Below are 15062 nucleotides of genomic sequence, written 5' to 3'. Positions count from 1 at the left end.
ACCAATGGACACGCTGACCCGTATGCGCGCCTTCATCGACGTGGTCGAGGCGGAAGGGTTTTCGGCCGCCGCGCGCAAGATCGGCCGCTCAAAGGCGCTGCTTTCCAAATATGTGCGCGAGCTGGAGGACGAGCTGGGCGCCCTGCTGCTCAACCGCACCACACGCCAGTTCTCGCTGACCGAGGCCGGGCACACCTATTATAGGCGCGCTTCGGAAATCATCCGCGAGGTCGACAGCCTGGCGGATGCGGTGCGCGAATCCTCCGGCGACGTGCGCGGTCGCATCAAACTTTCGGCGCCGCGCACCTTTGCGGATGCGCCGATCGGCCAGTCGCTGATCGATTTCGCCAAGGCCCATCCCGACATCGTGCTGGAGATCCAGCTCGACGACCGCTTCGTCGATCTGGTCGAGGAGGGTTTTGACCTCGCAATCCGCATCTCGCGGCTGGAGAGTTCCTCACTGATCGCGCGCCGGCTGGCGCCGTTCTCGGTGCGCATCTGCGGATCGCCCGAGCTCATTGCAAAGCACGGCCGCCCCGAGACCCCGCAAGAGCTGGCCGGCATGCCCTGCATCATCGACACCAACGGACGCTGGCTGTCGAACTGGCCGTTCCTGGCTGAAGGCGGCGAGACGATCAGCGTCTCGGTGTCCGGCCCCATCGAGGTCAACAGCCCGCTGGCCACGCGTGCGGCGGCGCTGTCCGGCCTCGGCTTCGCCATCCTGCCGGATTTCATCGCCGCCCCCGACATCGAGGCGGGACGGCTGGTTCCCGTGCTGGACGAGCGCATCCTGCCCGGCGGCGGCATCTTCGCGGTCTATCCGCATCGACGTTATTTGCCGGCTAAGGTACGCGTGTTCGTCGACTATCTGGTGCAGTGGTTCAAGCCGCACGACCGGGGCTAGCGCCTGCGATGCGGCGCATCCGGTCGGACGCCCTGGTACCCTCGGTCCATAGTAGCCCCAAAGTCGGGCCCGATTTGAGCGCGGTGGGTCGTCGGAAATCGGTCCCAATTTCGCCGGGTTTCTGGTAACTCTCGGCAATCTCGAATCTGGATGGGGCGGCACTGGGCGATGCGGGGCAGAATAAAAGCAGCGATCCTGGTATCGACCATTGCGGCACTGCTCGCTTCAACAACCCCCGCCAGGGTTCATCCGCATGTCTTTGCCGAAGCGCGCCTCGACGTCATGGTCAATCCCGACCATACGGTGAAGTCGCTGCGCCATGTGTGGCGGTTCGACGAGCTGTTCTCCTCCACCGTGCTGATGGAGTTCGACAAGAACTCCGACCTCAAGCTCGATGACGACGAACTGAAGGATGTCGGAGACACGGTCTACCACTCGCTGGCCGACTACGGCTATTTCCAAATGGTCACGGCCAATGGCAAGGACGTGGAGATGAAGCCGCCAGCCCAGTTGATGGCGTATTTCGAGCACGACCAGCTCATCATCCTGTTCGAGTCCGAGCCCAAGGAGCCGCTGAAGCTTTCCGGCAAGGTCAATTTCGGCGTCTACGACCCGACCTTCTACACCGCGATCGACTTCGTCGAAGACGAAAACATGACGATCAACAACATGCCGCCGAGCTGCACGCGCACCGTCATCCGCCCCGACCCGGACGAGGCACTCAAGCAGAACCAGTCCAAGCTGACGGATGCGTTCTTCAACGATCCGATGGGCACGGACATGAGCAAGATCTTCGCGACCCGCCTGGAAATCAGCTGCCCAGCCCAAGGATGAAGCCCGTGAACAAGACGACCGGACGTGTGGTTCTTGCCGCCCTGGCGGCTGCCTGTGTGCTCACCCAGTTTGCGTCCCATGCACATGCGCAGAGTTCGCTCGGCATCGGGACCAACGAGGCGACCATCCCGTCGACCGGCATGTTCGGCGGCCTGATGATGTGGATCAACATCCAGCAGCAGACCTTCTATCGCGCGCTGACCGAGGCTCTGAAGGCGATGCGGCAGGACGGCAGCCAGATGTGGATCCTGGTCGGCCTGTCATTCGCCTACGGCATCTTCCACGCCGCCGGCCCCGGCCACGGCAAGGCGGTCATCTCTTCCTACATGCTGGCTAACGAAGTGGCGCTGCGGCGCGGCATCATGCTGTCCTTCATTTCAGCCTTCCTGCAGGCGGGGACCGCCATCGTCATGATGGCCCTGCTGTTCCTGGTCTTGCGCGGCACCTCGGTCTCCATGACCAATGCGACGTGGTTCCTGGAAGTCGCCAGCTATGCGCTGATCACTTTGTTCGGCGCCTGGCTGCTCTGGCAGAAGGCCGCCCCTCGCCTGCGCGGCCTGGTCGGCGCCAATCCGGCTCACAGCCTTTCGGCTGCGCATGCCCATGCACACGATCACCACGACCACAGCTGCACCCATCATGCTCATGATCACCATGACCATGGTCACCACGATCATCACCACCACCACAGCCACGCGCACGATCACACGCACCGCGCGCATGAGCATGGCCTGGTCTGCTCGACTTGCGGGCACTCCCACGCGCCGGACCCGGAGATGTTCTCCGGCGACAACTTCAACTGGAAGACGGCATGGTCGGCGGTGACCGCAGTTGGCCTGCGCCCCTGCTCCGGCGCGCTGATCGTGCTGACCTTTGCCTTCCTCAACGGCCTTTGGGTCGGCGGCGTCCTGTCGGTGCTGGCCATGGCGGTGGGAACCGCCATCACCGTCTCTGCGCTGGCCGTCATGGCCGTGACCGCCAAGAACTGGGTTGTCGCATTCGCGGGCGACGGTCGGATGGGCAACCGGGTGCACGCGGCCTTCGAGATCGGCGGCGCCGGCCTGGTGTTCGTGCTCGGCTTGCTGTTGTTGACGGCGAGCCTCGCGGCCTGACAACCGGCAAGATTGCCGGCCTCAGCCAAATCCCAGGTTCAGAGGAAGCGAAGAACGGAAGCGAAGAACGCCAAGGCGCAGGACGTCTCGGCGGTCCTTCATATTACACTGCAGGACAAATTTCTCGCCAAGAATTTGCCCCGGCCGCGAAGCGACCGGGGCTACACAAGAGAATGAACTGTTCGACCGATGGTTAGTACGCCGGCTTGCTTTCCTTCTTCTGCTCGGTCTTTTTGTGCTTCTTGTGCACCGGCTTCTTGTGATGCATATGCTTCTTCATCGGCGCAGGAGCGTTGTTTTCCGTGGTGGCGGCAGCCGTGCCGGCAGCGTTCGCGCTGGTGACGGCGAACATCGGGGCCGAGAATGCCAGGGCAACGGTCAGGCCGAGAGCCGAGATGAGGGACTTGGAGAGGGTCATTGTCGGTTTCCTTTTGACAGGGGCCTGGGGGTTGTTGTCAGCCGATCAGGGTTCGATCGGCTGAACTCCGAGCATCTTCAATGCGGTTGCATAGGCGCGTATGCCTTGTGCCTGCCGCTTGCCGGCGCAGAATTTCGCGGCTTTCCTTTGAAGCGCTTTCGCCTCGGCGGCCCGTTTTGCCTCGGCGTGCTCGGTGATTGCGTGGGAGAATTGTTGCTGCAGCCTGTTGCACTGTTCGATCCTGGGTGTCGTGTCTTTCGCCAGGGGGTGCCCGGCGGATGCGCCGAGCGAAAGAGCGGCGAGCAGAACGATCGTCGAACTGGTCACTACCCTTTGCATTGGCGATCCCCGAACCGGTGACTGAAGCAACATGGTCTTTATGACGGGGCCGCGTGTCTCGCGTTTTTCCGCATTGCAGTATTTTGTTTCTGGATTGTAACAGCGGCAGCGAGCATGCATCCTCCCTGCGCGTCCGCGCTGGCAAATCCCGCCAGCGGGTCTTATTCTTCTGCCACCGCGACCGATTTTCGCTGCCGCCTGCGACTACGGATTAGAAATTTTGAAAACCGATGCCCACATCCTGATCGTCGACGACGACAAGGAAATTCGCGACCTGCTGCAGGAGTATTTCCAGAAGCACGGGTTGCGCGTCTCGGCGGCGCGCGACGAGGACGAGATGCAGGCAGCCCTTCGGCGCACGCCGATCGATCTCATCATTCTCGACGTCATGCTGCCGGGCAAGAGCGGGCTCGATATCTGCCGGGAACTGCGCATCCAATCCAAGGTGCCGATCATCATGCTGACCGCCGTCACCGAGACCATCGACCGCATCGTCGGCCTGGAAATGGGCGCCGACGACTATGTGCCGAAGCCGTTCGACCCGCGCGAGCTTCTGGCGCGGACCCGTGCAGTGCTGCGCAGGCGCGGCGAACCCGGCGCCGCCTACAAGCCCATGCAGCAGATCTACAAATTCGCCGGCTGGACGCTCGATTCGACCCGGCGCCGTCTGCTGAACCCCGAGGAGGTGCGCGTCGAGCTGACCACGGCCGAGTTCAACCTCCTTCTGACCCTGGCCAGAAGCGCGCAGCGCGTGCTCAGCCGCGACCAGCTGGTGGAACTGTCGAACCAGAACGGCGACTACAGCTATGACCGCAGCGTCGACATCCTTGTAAGCCGTCTGCGGCGCAAGATGGAAGACGACCCCCGCTCGCCCCAGCTCATCCTGACGGTGCGCGGCGGGGGATATCAATTCGTGCCGGAGGTCATCACCGAATGAAATGGCTTCTGCCGCGCTCGCTTCCTGCCTGGGTGCTGCTGATCGTCATCGCCGGCCTGCTGGCCATCCAGGTTTCGACGCTGTCCATCGTGGCGCGTGAACGCGTGGCCTCCAACAACATTCTCGACCTGTTCAGGCTCAACGACCGCTCCCAGTCGCTGGTCAAGCTCATGTACGATGCCACGCCCGAACAGCGCAAGAACATCGCCGCCGGGCTCTCCGTGCCCCCCTATGTCCTGTCCATTTCGGACGAGCCGGCCATCACCTCCTCCATCCCCGACGACGACGAAATGGCGGAGATGGAAGACATCATCGTCGGACGCCTGTCGAAATACGGCGTGGAGGAAGCGCGGGTCCGGCGCGAGTCGCCGATCGCCCAATCGAATGCCAATGCCGGCACGGTCTCCACCAAGGACGATCTCGGCAGCATCGAACGCGAACTCCTCAACCTCGCGGCGGACTTCACCAAAAGCGACACGCTGATCGCGTCGATCGAGTTCAAGGACGGGCAGTGGCTGAACTTCATCATGCCTTCGACACCGCTCAGCCCGATCCTGACCACGCAAAGCCTGCCGCTCTATGCCTCGGTGGTGGTGGCGGTGGTGCTGCTGTCGATCTGGGCGATACGCCGCCTCACCGCGCCCTATCGTGCCCTCGAAAGTGCCGTCCAGCGCATCGGCGAGGATCTGAAAAGCCAGCCATTGCCCGAGCGCGGCAGCAGCGAATACAAGTCCGCCGCGCGGGCGGTGAACACGATGCAGGCCCGCCTGCGGGAATATGTCGAGGACAGGGAGCTGTTGGCCGCGGCACTCGCGCACGACCTGCGGACGCCCCTGACCCGCATCCGCCTGCGCCTCGAGCTGCTGCGCAAATCGCCTCTCAAGACCGCACTGATGCAGAACCTGGCCGACATCGAGGCAATTTCCTCGTCGGTTCTGGACTTCGCCACCCACAGCGGCGAGACCGGCGAGCTGGAGCGGATCGATTTCTGGTCGCTCGTGGATTCCATCGCCGACGACAATCCCCACGTCGTCTTCGACGAGACCATGCCGCGCGGGCGCGGCATGATCTGCCTCGGCCACGCCGTTCCGCTGCGGCGCTGCATAACCAACCTCATCGACAATGCCGTCAAATATGGGGGCGCCGCCCGCCTCAGCCTTTCGCAGACCCAGACCGACATAATACTGACCATCGACGACGATGGGCCGGGAATACCCGAAGCGCAGATGGAAAAAGTGTTCCGCCCGTTCACGCGCGTCGAGGCGTCGCGAAACCGCCAGACCGGCGGCTTCGGCCTGGGGCTGACGATCGCCCGCAACACCGCGCGGAGTTTTGGCGGCGACGTAACGCTTCAAAACCGTCCGGGTGGCGGCCTGCGCTCGGTGCTCGCCCTGCCCCGCGCCAAGGATTTGCAGCAGCTTGCATCCGCCTGAACGGGCACCGCCGGATCATGGCCGGCGGCGCCGACGGGGATGCTTGTCAGTGCGGCCGCTTGCGCTGGCTGCGGCCGCGCAGCCAGAAGACGATGAAGAGAGCCGAGACGAACAATACGGCGATCGCCACCGCCGCCACCGGCGAAAAGCCGCCGACGGCCAGCATGATGGTGGGCAGGAAATAGGCGACGAGGCCGAAGCCCAGCATGATCACCGCGGCGGCGATCAACGAGTTTCGGTTGCCTGTGTCCATCGTCATTCCCAATCCTGTGTGCGCCGTCCTGCCGGTTACGCGTCGACCGTGGCGCGAAAATCTTCCAGCCGCCGCTTCTGGTGGCCGTCGGCGTCGAAATTAGCCGGATCGAGCCAGTTCTCATAGGCGCGTTTCAGCGCAGGCCATTCGCCGTCGATGACGGAGTACCAAGCCGTATCGCGATTCTTGCCCTTCACGACGAGGTGTTGGCGGAAAATGCCTTCGAACTTGAAGCCGAAGCGCTCGGCCGCCCGCTTCGACGGCAGGTTGGCGTTGTTGCACTTCCACTCGTAGCGGCGATAACCGAGCTCGTCGAAGGCATATTGCATGAACAGGAACTGTGCCTCGGTGGCGGCGGGCTTGCGCGAGATCACCGGCCCCCAATAGATGTTGCCGATCTCGATGACGCCATTGGCCGGATCGATGCGCATCAAGGTCTGCCGGCCGGCGATCTCGCCGCTCGCCTTGTCGATGACGGTGAAATAGAGCGGGTCCTCGCTGGCCTTCGCCTTGTCGAGCCAGGGTTGGAAGCCTTCGCGGGTTTCCGGCGGATATTCCGGCAGCCAGCGGAAACGGTCACCGGCATCCGGCACCGAAGATGCCGCAAACAGCCCGTCGCCATGCTTTGCCGGGTCGAGCGGTTCCAGCCGCACGTAGCGCCCCTCGAGCACCTTGCGCTCGGGCCGCGGCCGCGGCTGCCAATTTGCCAGATCAATCGTCATCCCATGTTCCCTTACGATTGACTTTCCTTGGCCGAAAGCCTCACAAAAACGCATTCTCTACAAAAGAACCACACAGGCGTGAACCATGCTCCAAACGATTGCCGCCTTCGACCGTCTCGGCGAAGAAAATGCCTTTGCCGTGCTGGCCCGCGCCACCCAGCTTGCGCATGAGGGCCGCGACATCGTCAATCTGGGCATCGGCCAGCCCGATTTCCGCACGCCGGACCACATCGTGGAAGCGGCGATCAGGGCGCTGCGCGACGGCCACCACGGCTACACGCCGGCCAATGGCCTGCTCGCCACGCGTGAGGCGGTGGTGCGGCGCACGCTTGCCACCACCGGCGTGGAGGTTTCGCCCGAGAGCGTGATGATCATGCCCGGCGGCAAGCCAACCATGTTCGCCGCGATCCTGATGTTCGCCGAACCGGGCACCGAAATTCTGTACCCCGATCCGGGCTTTCCCATCTACCGCTCGATGATCGAGTTCACGGGTGCCGCGCCCATCCCCGTGCCGATGCGCGAGGCGAACGGCTTTGCCTTCTCGGCCGAGGAGACGCTGTCGCTGATCACGCCGAAGACGCGGCTCCTGATCCTCAACTCGCCGGCCAACCCGACCGGCGGCGTCACCCCGCGCGCCGAGATCGAAAAGCTGGTGAAGGGGCTGGAGGCGCATCCGCACGTTGCGATCCTCTCCGACGAGATCTACGACGTCATGACCTATGACCGCGAGCAGCACTGCTCTCTGCTGCAGTTTCCCGAAATCCGCCACCGGCTGATCGTGCTGAACGGCTGGTCCAAAACCTGGGCCATGACCGGCTGGCGCATGGGCTGGTCTATCTGGCCGAACGGCGAGAAAGGCGCGCATCTCTACGACAAGGTGCGCAAGCTGGCGGTCAATTGCTGGTCCTGCGTCAACGCGCCGAGCCAGTGGGCCGGCATCGCCGCCATAGACGGCCCTCAGGACGAGGTCGAAAAGATGATGCGCGCCTTCGACAGGCGCCGCACACTGGTGGTCGAAGGGCTGAACGCCCTGCCCGGCATTTCCTGCATCACGCCCAAGGGCGCCTTCTACGCCTTCCCGAACGTCGCCAGCACCGGCTGGAAATCGAAGAAGCTCGCGAGCGCGCTTCTGGAGGAAGCCGGCGTGGCGCTGATCGGCGGGCCGGATTTCGGCGTGCTCGGCGAAGGCTATATCCGCCTCTCCTACGCCAATTCGGAAGAAAACATTCTGCGCGCGCTGGAGCGCATCGGTAGTTTTCTGGAGAGCAAGGCCGCGGCGTAGCCGACATTCACCGACGCTCACCCGCCAAGGGAGGACGGTTCCTCAGTCCGGTAGTTTGATGACGGCCCGGCCGCTGGTGATGTCGGTTACCATGCGGACAATGTTCTGTACGTCCGCCTCGGGCAGCGTCACCTCCAGTTCGGCTCCATCCGCGCCAAAAGTTTCGGCTGTGATATTTACGCCCGGCCGAGCCGAAAGCCGCGCCTGAACAAGCGCCAGATCGCCAAACCCGCAGGTGATGCGCGCCTCTATCGTGGCAACGATCGGCACTTTCGTAGCCGCGCGCAGACAGGAGGCTGCCGTGCCGCTATAGGCGCGCACCAGCCCACCGCTGCCGAGCAAAATGCCACCGAACCAGCGTGTGACGACCACGGCGACATTGTCGAGCGACTGTCCGTCCAGCGCCTGCAGGATCGGCTTGCCGGCCGTGCCGCTCGGCTCGCCGTCGTCGTTGAAGCGATAGCTCTGGCCGAGGCGCCAGGCCCAGCAATTGTGGTTGGCGGCCGGGTCGGAATGGGCGGCGATGAATTCCTTCGCCGCCGCCTCGTTCGCAACCGGCCCGGCGACGGCGAGGAAGCGGCTCTTCTTTATGTCCTGGTCGAAGGTCTCGACACGCTCAAGGGTGTACATCGGCACGGCAGACAGTGAAGGCGACTGGTTTCATGCGCCTCATAGCGCCCGGAGCGGCGCATGGCGAGCGGAGCGAGTCAATCGCCTAGCCGCGCGAGGCGTATTGCTCGTCAGACACCTTTTCGAGCCAATCGGCCGTCTTGCCGTCGAGCGCTTCCTGGATCGCGATATGCGTCATGGCCGTCGTCGGCGAAGCGCCGTGCCAGTGCTTTTCGCCGGGCGCGAACCAGATCACGTCGCCGGGCCGGATTTCCTGCACCGGCCCGCCCCAGCTCTGCGCGAGGCCCAGCCCCGCCGTCACGATCAGGCTCTGGCCGAGCGGATGGGTGTGCCACGCGGTCCTGGCGCCAGGCTCGAAGGTGACGCTGGCGGCGCGAACTCTGGCCGGCTCTGCCATTTCGACAAGCGGATCCAGCCGCACGGCACCCGTGAAATAGTCGGCCGACGGCCTTGTCGACGGCCGCGACCCGCAACGCTTGATGTCCATTCAAAACCTCCCTCGACTCCTCGCCAGTACCGACCACGCGCCGCGCCCGAAGGCAACGGGTTTCGTGCCGGAACGGCACCCTCGCCCTAAATGGTCTTGGGACAAGTGCAAGACCAGAGGTGAGAAGCGATGAAATCGTTCATGACCGGGCTGATCCTGTGGCAGATGTTTAGTGCGCCGGCTTTCGCCGCGGCGAGTTCGGATGAGGAAGCGATACGCGACCGGCTGGCCACTTGGACCAAGGCTTTCAACGAACGCCGCGCGGATGAGGTATGCGACCTCTTTGCCGACGATGTTGCCGCGACGTATCGCGGCGGGCCGGAGGCCGGTAAGGCCGAGATCTGCAAGCGGCTGCAAAACGCCGTGGCCCTGACCGACCGGAAGCTCGCCTATGCAAGCAAGATTCACGAGATACTGGTTTCCGGCGATCTCGCCGTGGTCCGGCTGACCTGGACGCTGACAAGCGAAAAGGGCGGCAAGGCCATCGTCACGACCGACGAGGGCATGGACGTGTTTCGGCGCGACCCGGACGGCGTCTGGCGAATCCACCGCTACCTCGCCTTTGCGAACGAAAGGGACGACTGAGACTAACTGCCCCTTGTGGATGGTCGGCACCTGCCCCGGCAGTCCCATGTCTGGTTCGGCGGGCAAGATTGGAGAGACGCTATGATCACTCTCTATTCCTATCCGGAACTTTTCGGCGTCGCCGACAACAACGGCTACGGCCTCAAGGTCTACGCCTTCCTCAGACTGACCGGCGTGCCATTCGTCCATCAACATATCTTTGACGCCTCGGCCGCGCCGCGCGGGCAGCTGCCCTATATCGACGACGACGGCGAGACGGTCGGGGACAGCGAAACGATCATCGCGTACCTCAGCCACAAATATGGGCTGACCATCGACAGCGGTCTGTCCCTCGCCCAGCACCACACCGACCACCTGATCACGCGCATGCTCGACGACCTCTATTGGGTCATGTCCTATTCGCGCTGGCAGGATGAGAACTACTGGCCAGCCTTTCGCGACGCGCTGCTCACGCAGCATCCGAGCCTGACCGAGGACAGCTTGCGCAGCGCGCAGGAGTTCAACGCGATGCGGTACTACTACCAGGGCATCGGACGTTATGCGCCGGCCGAGGCCTACGCGCGCGGGCTGGCCGACCTGCAGGTTCTTGCCGACGTCGTTCCGCCTGTCGGCTACCTGCATGGACCCGCCCCGACCACCGTCGATGCGGCGATCTACGGCTTCGTCGCGAACATCTTTTTCTACCCGATCGACACGCCGCTCAGGCAGTTCGTCGCCGCGCATGCCAACCTCGTGCGCCACTGCGCGGCAATCCACGCCGCCGTCGGCTCTGCGGTCCTGCCCGACGAGCCCATGGCCGGCCGAAGCATCGCCCGCTGATCTATCCGAGAAGCCTCCCCCTGGCTCGCCGTCACACCTGGCGGCGCTACTGCATTACAGAACCGATATAGGCAATGATGGCGTCGATCTGGTCCTGGCTGGCCTTGAAGACCGGCATGCCGGGATGCCCTGTGTCGATGGTTCCGATGAACGTTTCCTCCAAAGCGTCGAGCGGAAACCGTTCGGAAAGCGTGCGAAACGGGGGCGCCTTGGGATGCGGACTGTTGCCGGTGAGTTCCACGGCGTGGCATCCCGAGCAATATTTAACGACCAGCGCCTTGCCTCTGGCAACGTTGTCCGCGAACGCCGTGTTGTCTTGGGCCTGAACGGCCGCCGAACTCGCGGCAGTGGCAATGAAGACTAAGGAAAAGAGAAGAGCGCGCATTGGAATCCCCGCGGATCGACTTGTCGAGACTGCATTGCCCGGCCGGGAGGCCAAGTCAATGCCACGAGCCGGACGCCCAGGACCGGCCTGCGTTTGGCACTACGGCCCGAATTTCGACGTTCGAATTTCTTGAACCGTCCCGGCGCACTGCCAGGATACCTTACATCACCGCCATTTTCCCTGACTTGTTCGCCTTTGCCAGTCTGCCACGCTTCTGGTCCCAAGGAGGCGGAGAGCGATGGGCCAGAAAATCGACGTGGTGGAAGAACTTCTCGGTCTCGCGAGAGATCCAGAGCCCTTCAGCAAGGACGACATGGCGGAAATCGCCCTGGTCGCCGCGACCGAAATCATGAAGCTCCGCAGGTACGATTCCCCGCTCAGGCGGGCGACGAGCAAGCGTCGCAGGCCAGAAGCATAGGACATCTTTGCCGCCAGGCTTGAATGAGGTCGGCCGCCCTACCCACGTCCGGCTGGCCTGAACGCGAAGCAGCGGCCGTCAAACCTGATATTCAACCAATCGGTTGACTTTCAGAAAACACCCACTTATATTCAACCACATGGTTGAATTAAACGCACCCCAGCTGGATTCCATCTTCCACGCCCTCGGCGACGCCACGCGCCGGCGGATGCTTCGTGAACTCGCCGATAGCGAGCGGACGGTGAGCCAACTCGCGGAACCCTTCGAAATCTCGCTTGCGGCTGCCTCGAAGCACATCAAGGTGTTGGAGAACGCCGGGCTGATCCGTCGCGAGGTGCGCGGCCGCACTCATATGTGCCGGCTGGACCCCGGACCGCTCGCCAGCGCCCACCAGTGGCTGAGCGTCTACGAGCGCTTCTGGACCGGACGTCTGGATGTGCTCGAACAGCTCCTCCGCAAGGAGGCACCAATCATTTCACCCGCACCCGAAAAAGGAGACGATCAATGACCGAACTTGCGACTGTGGACGCCTATGGTGTCCTGACCGAGCCTGCCACGTTGAAGATCCAACGTCTTCTACCCGGCCCCATCGAGCGCGTCTGGGCATATCTGACCGACAGCGATTTGCGCCGCCAGTGGCTGGCGGCGGGCCAGATGGAAATGAAGGTGGGCGCGCCGTTCGAGTTCGTCTGGCGCAACGACGAGCTCACCGATCCGCCCGGCCAGCGACCGGCCGGCTTCTCCGACGAGCAACGGATGCAGAGCCGGATCACCGAGATCGACCCGCCCCGCAAGCTCGCCTTCGCCTGGCAGGGCAGCGGCGATGTTTCCTTCGAGCTGGACCCGCAGGGCAATGAGGTTCTGCTCACCGTGATCCATCGCCGCCTCCCCGACCGCACAACGATGCTGATGGTCGGCGCCGGATGGCACATGCATCTCGATATCCTGGCCGCACGCGCGGCCGGCAAGAAGCCGGAGCCGTTCTGGGACGGCTGGAGCCGTCTCAAGAAGGAATACGACCGGCGCATACCGGCCTGAGCGGATCTATGGAGTGCTGCTCCGCCCGGTCCGATGGGCGGAGCGCCTCAGGTGGTCATGCGACGCGGTCGCGCTTGACGGGCAGCTTGGCCACCCGCGCGTCGCCGCCGCCCTGGCCGCCATGCCGGGCGGCTTCGTGCATGGCTTCGTCGAAGATCCTGAACGTGTTGCGGCCGGCAGCCTTGGCTTCGTAGAGCGCGATGTCGGCCTTGGCAAAGAGGTCGCATCCCGCCTGGCCCGCAGGGGCGATGACCACGCCGATCGAGACGCCGATCTGCGCGACGCAACCGGTCACCACAAAGGGCGTGCTGAGCTCGGCAATGATGCGGTTCGACAGGGCGCTGACCTCCTCGGCGGCATCGACGTGCCGCCGGATGATGGCGAATTCGTCACCCCCCAGGCGCGCCGCCGTGTCGGTGGCATCGACCAGAGGCGCCAGCCGGCGGCCGACCTCGCGTAGCAACTGGTCTCCGGCCTCGTGACCGAGCGTGTCGTTGACCTGCTTGAAGCGGTCGAGGTCGAGCGCCAGAAGCGCCAGGCTTGCCTGGTCGCTGCGCCCGCCGATCACTTCCTCCAGCTGCTTGTTGAAGAAGGCGCGGTTGGCGAGGCCGGTCAGCGTGTCGTGATTGGCCTGATACTCGGCCTCAGCCTTGCCCTGCTCGAGGGCCGCCGTTGTGCGGCGCAGACTGCGCAGCAGGAGTACCAGCACGATGCCGGCAATGGCCAGCGCGCCGATCATGGCAGGCACGGTTTCCGAGAGCATCCTTGCCCCCGGGCGATCGGGCCGCCAGTTGAACCAGCCGACGGTCTGGCCGGCTTCATTCTTCAGCGCCAAGCTTGCAAAGTCGCGCTCGGTCGAGGCGACCGCCGCAAAGGACGGGCTGTCGATGAAATACTGGTCGGCCAGTTCCCTGATCATCACGCTGGCAAGGTAGCGGACGCAGACCAGGAAGCTCTCCTTGCCGGGGAGCTGCGCCATTCCGTCGCCGAGGTTCTCAGACATGATGGCGGTGACGCCGACATAGGCGGGACGCCCGTCGACCATGGCAATCTCCGCCACGCCCGGCACGCGGGTCGAGTTGCCGCTGTCATAGGCGGCGAGTGCGCCGGCGGCGTTGATGGCCCTCAGCCTTGCAACCAACGGCGCTACGGCAGCGCGGTCTGCTTCGTAGCCCTCGGCGTCGGTCTTGCCGCCGGCATACATCGCGTATAGCGGGCGCGCGCCCGGGTCGAGCAGATAGATGCGGTCGAATGCGACATTGCTGTAGAGGCTGAAGGCCAGGTTGGAATCGATCCATCCCATATCGCCGTCGGCGAGCGCGGTGATCGCTTCGTCCCAACCGGAGTAATAGGCCTGCTGGTCGCCGAGGGCCTTGATCTGCAGGCTGATGACGCGATCGACCAGATGCGTTTCGCGCTGCTGGGCGTGCTCATCGCTCCTGGCAGTGGACCAGTAGACGAAGCCGGCAACCGTCGCCATGGTGATGGTGACCGCCAGTACCACCGGCACAACGACGCGAATGGCAAACCGCCACGCGCTGCCGCCTTTCTCCTCCTTGCCCATCCAAGCCCCCCATGGACGTCTTTTGGGCGGACGGTAGGAGGAGCGGGCTTAGGAAGAGGTTAGCGCGGGCCCTCGTCAGCCGCGCATCCGGGCGGCTTTCGTCTGCGTGGTTAAGACTTAGAGAATTGCGAGGAGAAGCGCCGCCACAGCCACGCCAACGTGGAAGCCCATATGGGCGCTGATCGCGCTTTCCAGGTTTCGGGTGGCGTACAGGAATGCAAGGACCAGCCCGACGACAGCGTTGAGCCCGACGATCCTCAGTACCAGCGGTAGGGTCAGGTCTCCGGACGCCGCAGCTGCGGGCAGGTGTCCGGCGGCAAACAGCCCGGCGGAGACCACGGCGCCGATGACCAGTACCCACCGCGTCGGGACCGGGCTCGAGCGGGCCGCGAGACGCCAAATGACCCACACGACCAGGCTCATGACGCCCCAGCGCATCATGATCTCCTCGACGATGCCCCCGTAAAGCACACCGAACAGCAGCACGGCCGGCGACCACGCCGACCCCAGCGCCGAGATGTTCGACGAACCCTGCCAAAGAGGCGCCGTCACCTCGTCGAAAAGCGCAATGAACAGGCCCAGCACCGCACCAACGGCCAGCGTTGCTGCCAAATCGCGGGCGGAGAACCGGCTGTCGATGCCTGCCACCCGGTCTGCCACCAGCGAGCGCAAGCCGCAACGCGGCGCAGCCCAGCTGCCGATGAATGCAGATACGATCAGGAAAATCGCGGGATTGATCAGCAAGGCCCAGCGGGGAACGCCGGCTATCTCCGGCAGGGCGAGCAGCAGCGAGAGGACGCCCGGCACTCCCAATCCGATCAGGACGCAACTTGTCCTGGCTATGGGATAGCGCAACGGCAGTGGCTTCGTACCAAGATCGTCTCGCGGGGTCATCCGGCTCG

General features: G+C 64.0%; 20 protein-coding genes. 11 read left to right on the top strand and 9 right to left on the bottom strand.

The window, feature by feature from the left end:
• Window positions 1-4: 4 nt before the first annotated feature.
• From ABLE85_RS11225 to ABLE85_RS11215, 3 genes are all read left to right on the top strand, one after another.
• The gene (locus ABLE85_RS11225; protein WP_348792804.1) at window positions 5-904 is read left to right on the top strand and encodes a LysR family transcriptional regulator; all 900 of its coding nucleotides are present in this window, start codon (window positions 5-7) and stop codon (window positions 902-904) included.
• A 168-nt stretch (window positions 905-1072) separates the two neighbouring features.
• A complete protein-coding gene (locus ABLE85_RS11220; protein ID WP_348792803.1) occupies window positions 1073-1738 on the top strand; it encodes a DUF1007 family protein in 666 nt (221 codons plus the stop codon).
• Window positions 1735-2850, top strand: a complete 1116-nt coding sequence (locus ABLE85_RS11215) for a nickel/cobalt transporter (RefSeq protein WP_348792802.1) — start codon at window positions 1735-1737, stop codon at window positions 2848-2850. Before ABLE85_RS11220 ends, ABLE85_RS11215 begins: the two co-directional genes overlap by 4 nt.
• Before the next feature lie 193 nt (window positions 2851-3043).
• On the opposite strand, the gene ABLE85_RS11210 is transcribed toward ABLE85_RS11215, so the two are convergent.
• Both ABLE85_RS11210 and ABLE85_RS11205 read right to left on the bottom strand, forming a co-directional pair.
• Window positions 3044-3268, bottom strand: a complete 225-nt coding sequence (locus ABLE85_RS11210) for a hypothetical protein (RefSeq protein WP_348792801.1) — start codon at window positions 3266-3268, stop codon at window positions 3044-3046.
• A gap of 45 nt (window positions 3269-3313) precedes the next feature.
• A complete protein-coding gene (locus ABLE85_RS11205; protein WP_348792800.1) occupies window positions 3314-3727 on the bottom strand; it encodes a hypothetical protein in 414 nt (137 codons plus the stop codon).
• Window positions 3728-3827: 100 nt separating this feature from the next.
• Here ABLE85_RS11205 and ABLE85_RS11200 point away from each other — a divergent pair, with 100 nt between their 5' ends.
• Together ABLE85_RS11200 and ABLE85_RS11195 are read left to right on the top strand one after the other, a co-directional pair.
• Window positions 3828-4544, top strand: a complete 717-nt coding sequence (locus ABLE85_RS11200; RefSeq protein WP_348792799.1) for a response regulator — start codon at window positions 3828-3830, stop codon at window positions 4542-4544.
• Window positions 4541-5977 (top strand): ATP-binding protein, encoded by a 1437-nt coding sequence (locus ABLE85_RS11195; RefSeq protein ID WP_348792798.1) that lies wholly within the window; start codon window positions 4541-4543, stop codon window positions 5975-5977. Before ABLE85_RS11200 ends, ABLE85_RS11195 begins: the two co-directional genes overlap by 4 nt.
• 46 nt (window positions 5978-6023) lie before the next feature.
• On the opposite strand, the gene ABLE85_RS11190 is transcribed toward ABLE85_RS11195, so the two are convergent.
• Together ABLE85_RS11190 and ABLE85_RS11185 are read right to left on the bottom strand one after the other, a co-directional pair.
• Window positions 6024-6230 (bottom strand): hypothetical protein, encoded by a 207-nt coding sequence (locus ABLE85_RS11190; RefSeq protein WP_348792901.1) that lies wholly within the window; start codon window positions 6228-6230, stop codon window positions 6024-6026.
• 35 nt (window positions 6231-6265) lie between these two features.
• The gene (locus tag ABLE85_RS11185; RefSeq protein WP_348792797.1) at window positions 6266-6952 is read right to left on the bottom strand and encodes a GNAT family protein; all 687 of its coding nucleotides are present in this window, start codon (window positions 6950-6952) and stop codon (window positions 6266-6268) included.
• An 85-nt stretch (window positions 6953-7037) separates the two neighbouring features.
• Here ABLE85_RS11185 and ABLE85_RS11180 point away from each other — a divergent pair, with 85 nt between their 5' ends.
• Window positions 7038-8234: a pyridoxal phosphate-dependent aminotransferase gene (locus tag ABLE85_RS11180; protein WP_348792796.1), complete on the top strand. Its 1197-nt coding sequence runs from the start codon at window positions 7038-7040 to the stop codon at window positions 8232-8234.
• A 42-nt stretch (window positions 8235-8276) separates the two neighbouring features.
• Here ABLE85_RS11180 and ABLE85_RS11175 read toward each other — a convergent pair whose 3' ends face one another.
• Both ABLE85_RS11175 and ABLE85_RS11170 read right to left on the bottom strand, forming a co-directional pair.
• Window positions 8277-8864 carry a YigZ family protein gene (locus ABLE85_RS11175; protein WP_348792795.1) on the bottom strand — a complete coding sequence of 196 codons (588 nt, stop codon included), beginning with the start codon at window positions 8862-8864 and terminating at the stop codon, window positions 8277-8279.
• A gap of 85 nt (window positions 8865-8949) precedes the next feature.
• On the bottom strand, window positions 8950-9351 hold the full coding sequence (locus tag ABLE85_RS11170; protein WP_348792794.1) for a cupin domain-containing protein: 402 nt from the start codon (window positions 9349-9351) through the stop codon (window positions 8950-8952).
• Window positions 9352-9480: 129 nt separating this feature from the next.
• Between ABLE85_RS11170 and ABLE85_RS11165 the strand changes: the two genes are divergently transcribed.
• Together ABLE85_RS11165 and ABLE85_RS11160 are read left to right on the top strand one after the other, a co-directional pair.
• Entirely contained in the window at window positions 9481-9936 is a 456-nt protein-coding gene (locus ABLE85_RS11165) for a nuclear transport factor 2 family protein (RefSeq protein ID WP_348792793.1), read from the top strand.
• 81 nt (window positions 9937-10017) lie between these two features.
• Complete coding sequence (locus ABLE85_RS11160) at window positions 10018-10755, top strand: glutathione S-transferase family protein (protein WP_348792792.1); 738 nt, start codon at window positions 10018-10020, stop codon at window positions 10753-10755.
• Window positions 10756-10801: 46 nt separating this feature from the next.
• Here ABLE85_RS11160 and ABLE85_RS11155 read toward each other — a convergent pair whose 3' ends face one another.
• Window positions 10802-11140 carry a cytochrome c gene (locus ABLE85_RS11155; RefSeq protein ID WP_348792791.1) on the bottom strand — a complete coding sequence of 113 codons (339 nt, stop codon included), beginning with the start codon at window positions 11138-11140 and terminating at the stop codon, window positions 10802-10804.
• A 238-nt stretch (window positions 11141-11378) separates the two neighbouring features.
• Here ABLE85_RS11155 and ABLE85_RS11150 point away from each other — a divergent pair, with 238 nt between their 5' ends.
• From ABLE85_RS11150 to ABLE85_RS11140, 3 genes are all read left to right on the top strand, one after another.
• Window positions 11379-11558 carry a hypothetical protein gene (locus ABLE85_RS11150; protein ID WP_348792790.1) on the top strand — a complete coding sequence of 60 codons (180 nt, stop codon included), beginning with the start codon at window positions 11379-11381 and terminating at the stop codon, window positions 11556-11558.
• A 139-nt stretch (window positions 11559-11697) separates the two neighbouring features.
• Window positions 11698-12066, top strand: a complete 369-nt coding sequence (locus tag ABLE85_RS11145; protein WP_348792900.1) for a metalloregulator ArsR/SmtB family transcription factor — start codon at window positions 11698-11700, stop codon at window positions 12064-12066.
• Window positions 12063-12596: an SRPBCC family protein gene (locus ABLE85_RS11140; protein WP_348792789.1), complete on the top strand. Its 534-nt coding sequence runs from the start codon at window positions 12063-12065 to the stop codon at window positions 12594-12596. Before ABLE85_RS11145 ends, ABLE85_RS11140 begins: the two co-directional genes overlap by 4 nt.
• A gap of 55 nt (window positions 12597-12651) precedes the next feature.
• Here ABLE85_RS11140 and ABLE85_RS11135 read toward each other — a convergent pair whose 3' ends face one another.
• Entirely contained in the window at window positions 12652-14160 is a 1509-nt protein-coding gene (locus tag ABLE85_RS11135) for a diguanylate cyclase (RefSeq protein ID WP_348792788.1), read from the bottom strand.
• Between the two features lie 117 nt (window positions 14161-14277).
• Window positions 14278-14967 (bottom strand): CPBP family glutamic-type intramembrane protease, encoded by a 690-nt coding sequence (locus ABLE85_RS11130; protein ID WP_348792787.1) that lies wholly within the window; start codon window positions 14965-14967, stop codon window positions 14278-14280.
• Between the last annotated feature and the right edge of the window lie 95 nt (window positions 14968-15062).

Source organism: Mesorhizobium sp. KR1-2, from assembly GCF_040045035.1.
In the GTDB taxonomy this organism is placed as follows: Bacteria; Pseudomonadota; Alphaproteobacteria; order Rhizobiales; family Rhizobiaceae; genus Pseudaminobacter.
Note: the sequence above shows the minus strand (reverse complement) of the source record. Positions and strands in the feature narration are given on the sequence as shown.